A 2,589-nucleotide genomic window follows, 5' to 3' on the forward strand; every position below is an offset into this window, starting at 1 on the left:
GTGAGGCTGGCTGCAAGGCGCCCCTCCCCGCATGCGCCTTCCCGCTTCGACACGCCCACCCGCTTGCCACCTCCCCCGCAGCGGCCCACGATGCGCGCGATGAAGCTCTACAGCGCCCCCATGCCCGCCCCCAATCCGCGCCGCGTGCGCATCGCCGCGGCGGAGAAGGGCATCGCGCTCGACGAGGTGATGCTCGATCTGCGCGCCCGCGCGCACCGCTCGCCCGAGCATCTCGCGCGCAACTCGCTCGGGCAGGTGCCGGTGCTCGAACTCGACGACGGCACCACGATCGCCGAGACGGTGTCGATCTGCCGCTATCTCGACGCCCTCCACCCGGAGCCGCCCCTGTTCGGCCGCACCCCGCTCGAACAGGCGCAGGTCGACATGGCGATCCGCCGCGTCGAGACGCAGCTCGGCGAGCCGGTGAAGATGTACTGGCGCCACGCGCATCCCGCGACCGCCGCGCTGCTGACGCAGTACAAGGATTACGGCGCGTCGAACCGCGACGGGCTCGACCGCGCGATGACGTGGTTCGACCGCGAGCTCGCCGACGGCCGCGCCTTTGTCGCCGGCGACACGTTCACGATGGCGGACATCGCCGCGGTGACGATCCTCGATTTCGGCACGCTGATCGGCATGGCCCCGCTCGGCGACGACACCGCGCCCGATCGCGCCCCCGACCGTACCAACGCCCGCGCCTGGCATGCCCGCATCGCCGCGCGGCCGAGCTACGCCGCGTGAGCTGCCGCGCGCGGTCTGCCACCTGATGACGACCAGGACGGACACCTATCCCTGGTGGCGGGCGCTCCGCGACGTCCTCCCCTGGCCTGACCGGCTGTGCGCGCATTTTACCGAGCAATTCGCGCCGCACGGCACGGGCTTCGTCTATCGTCGCGAGCGCGTCGGCGCGGCGATCCCCGTCACCATCGCGGAGCGCGACGCGATGGTCGTCGCGTTCAACGATCGTGCGCCGCTGCTCGCGCTGTTCACGTCGGCCGTGCTCCTCGCGCCCGTCGTCGTCGCGATCGCGCTCGACCAGTGGGACATGGAGCGCCTGCTCCTGCTCGCCCTCACGGTCATCGCGCCCGGGCTCGCCATCGGCGCGCTCGTCAGGCGGCAGCTCTTCGCCGCCCCGGCCCGCGCTTTCGCCGGGCGCATGCCCGTCGCCGACGCGCTCGATCGGCGGACGCGGCACCTAATCCTCCATTGCGATATCGGCTACGGCCACATCGCGCTCGCGGCATATTTCGTCTGGTATTGGATCGATCGCCTGCGCGACGATCCGGGCGAGTTCGGCTTCTGGGGTGACTGGGCCTATCTCCTGCCGCTCGGCTGCGGCGCCCAGGCGCTCTACTTCGCCTGGCGCCGCTGGCAGTATGACCGCGCGGTGCGGAGCACGGCAGCCACCTGATCCCACCCCCCTTTAACCCGCCCGCTTTAGCCCGCCCCCTTTAACCCGATCGTAGGGCGCGCGGGGTGACAAGCGCGGGCGCCATGTCGTTCGTCGAGCCTTTCGTCGCCGCGTTCACCGCCAGCCTCACCGGCTGGGGGATCGTGCTCGCGATCCTGACCGCGGTCGAGCTCGCCAACCCGCACGAGCGCCATTCGCTTGCCGGGCGGGCGAGCGGCGTCGCCTATTGGGGGCTGCTGACGCTGTCGGGCGCGGCGCTCGCGACGGGGATGCAGCTCGCGTGGGCCGCGCTCGGGCTAGCGCCGATCGTCACGCTGCCGGTGCTGCGCGCCGTATCCTGGGCGGGATGGCTCGCGGTGCCGGTCGCGGTGATCGCGGGCGCGCTGTTCCACGATTTCGTCTTCTACTGGTTCCACCGCGCGCAGCATCGCTGGCTGTGGCGCTGGCACGCCGTGCACCATTCGATCGAGGAGCTGAACGCGGTCAATTCGTACCATCACCTGAGCGAGGGGCTGTTTTCGCTGGTGCTGGTGACGATCCCGACGACGCTGATCGTCGCCGATACCGGCCCCGCGGTGCCGATCGCGACGCTGCTCATCTGGCTCCACGTCGTGTGGATCCACTCGCCGACGCGTCTCCACGCCGGCCCGTTGCGCTGCGTGCTGGCGGACAATCGCTTCCACCGCATCCACCACTCGCTCGAGGCGCGGCACTTCGACAAGAATTTCGGCGCTTTCACGACATTGTGGGACCGGCTGTTCGGCACCTGCCACATGCCGGCGCCGGGCGAGTGGCCTGCGGTCGGCCTCGCCGAGGTGCGCCAGCCGACGACGCTCGCCGACTGGTGGACCCTGCCAGCGCGCTACCGCGCCGCGACACAGCCCCTCGCACGGCCAGCGACGCCGGCGGAGGCTGCCTCCCACACCGTACCCGCGCACTCGCTCCCCGCCTGAGCCCGCCCGAGCCCGTCTAGCCGCCCGGCACCGCGGCGGAGCCCGCGAGCAGCCCGCCGTCGATGTTGACCTCGGTCCCCGTGACATAGGTCGCCTCGTCCGACGCGAGCATCGCCGCGATCGCCGCCACTTCCTCGGGCGTGCCGAAGCGCTTGAGCGGCGTATCGGCGACCAGCGCCGCCATCCGCGCCGCGCGGTCAGGCCCGTCGCCCAGCATCGCCTCCC

At 71.6% G+C, this 2,589-nt stretch carries 4 protein-coding genes; 3 read left to right on the forward strand and 1 reads right to left on the reverse strand.

The window, feature by feature from the left end; all coding sequences use genetic code 11:
• The 3 genes from ACH0AE_RS17760 to ACH0AE_RS17770 form a co-directional block, all read left to right on the forward strand.
• The coding region (locus tag ACH0AE_RS17760; RefSeq protein WP_406876157.1) for a glutathione S-transferase family protein at positions 1-741 on the forward strand (741 nt) is incomplete at its 5' end.
• A gap of 25 nt (positions 742-766) precedes the next feature.
• On the forward strand, positions 767-1,411 hold the full coding sequence (locus ACH0AE_RS17765; RefSeq protein ID WP_406876158.1) for a hypothetical protein: 645 nt from the start codon (positions 767-769) through the stop codon (positions 1,409-1,411).
• Positions 1,412-1,476: 65 nt separating this feature from the next.
• Entirely contained in the window at positions 1,477-2,364 is an 888-nt protein-coding gene (locus tag ACH0AE_RS17770; protein WP_406876159.1) for a sterol desaturase family protein, read from the forward strand.
• A gap of 16 nt (positions 2,365-2,380) precedes the next feature.
• Here ACH0AE_RS17770 and ACH0AE_RS17775 read toward each other — a convergent pair.
• Positions 2,381-2,589: SDR family oxidoreductase (locus ACH0AE_RS17775; RefSeq protein WP_406876161.1), on the reverse strand; the 209-nt coding region annotated here is incomplete at its 5' end.

It is taken from the genome of Sphingomonas sp. 179-A 2A2 NHS, from assembly GCF_045371305.1.
Lineage (GTDB): Bacteria > Pseudomonadota > Alphaproteobacteria > Sphingomonadales > Sphingomonadaceae > Sphingomonas.

Coding starts and splice junctions, on each gene's coding strand:
- ACH0AE_RS17765 (WP_406876158.1), top strand. CDS start 767: ATGACGACCAGGACGGACACCTATCCCTGGTGGCGGGCGCTCCGCGAC.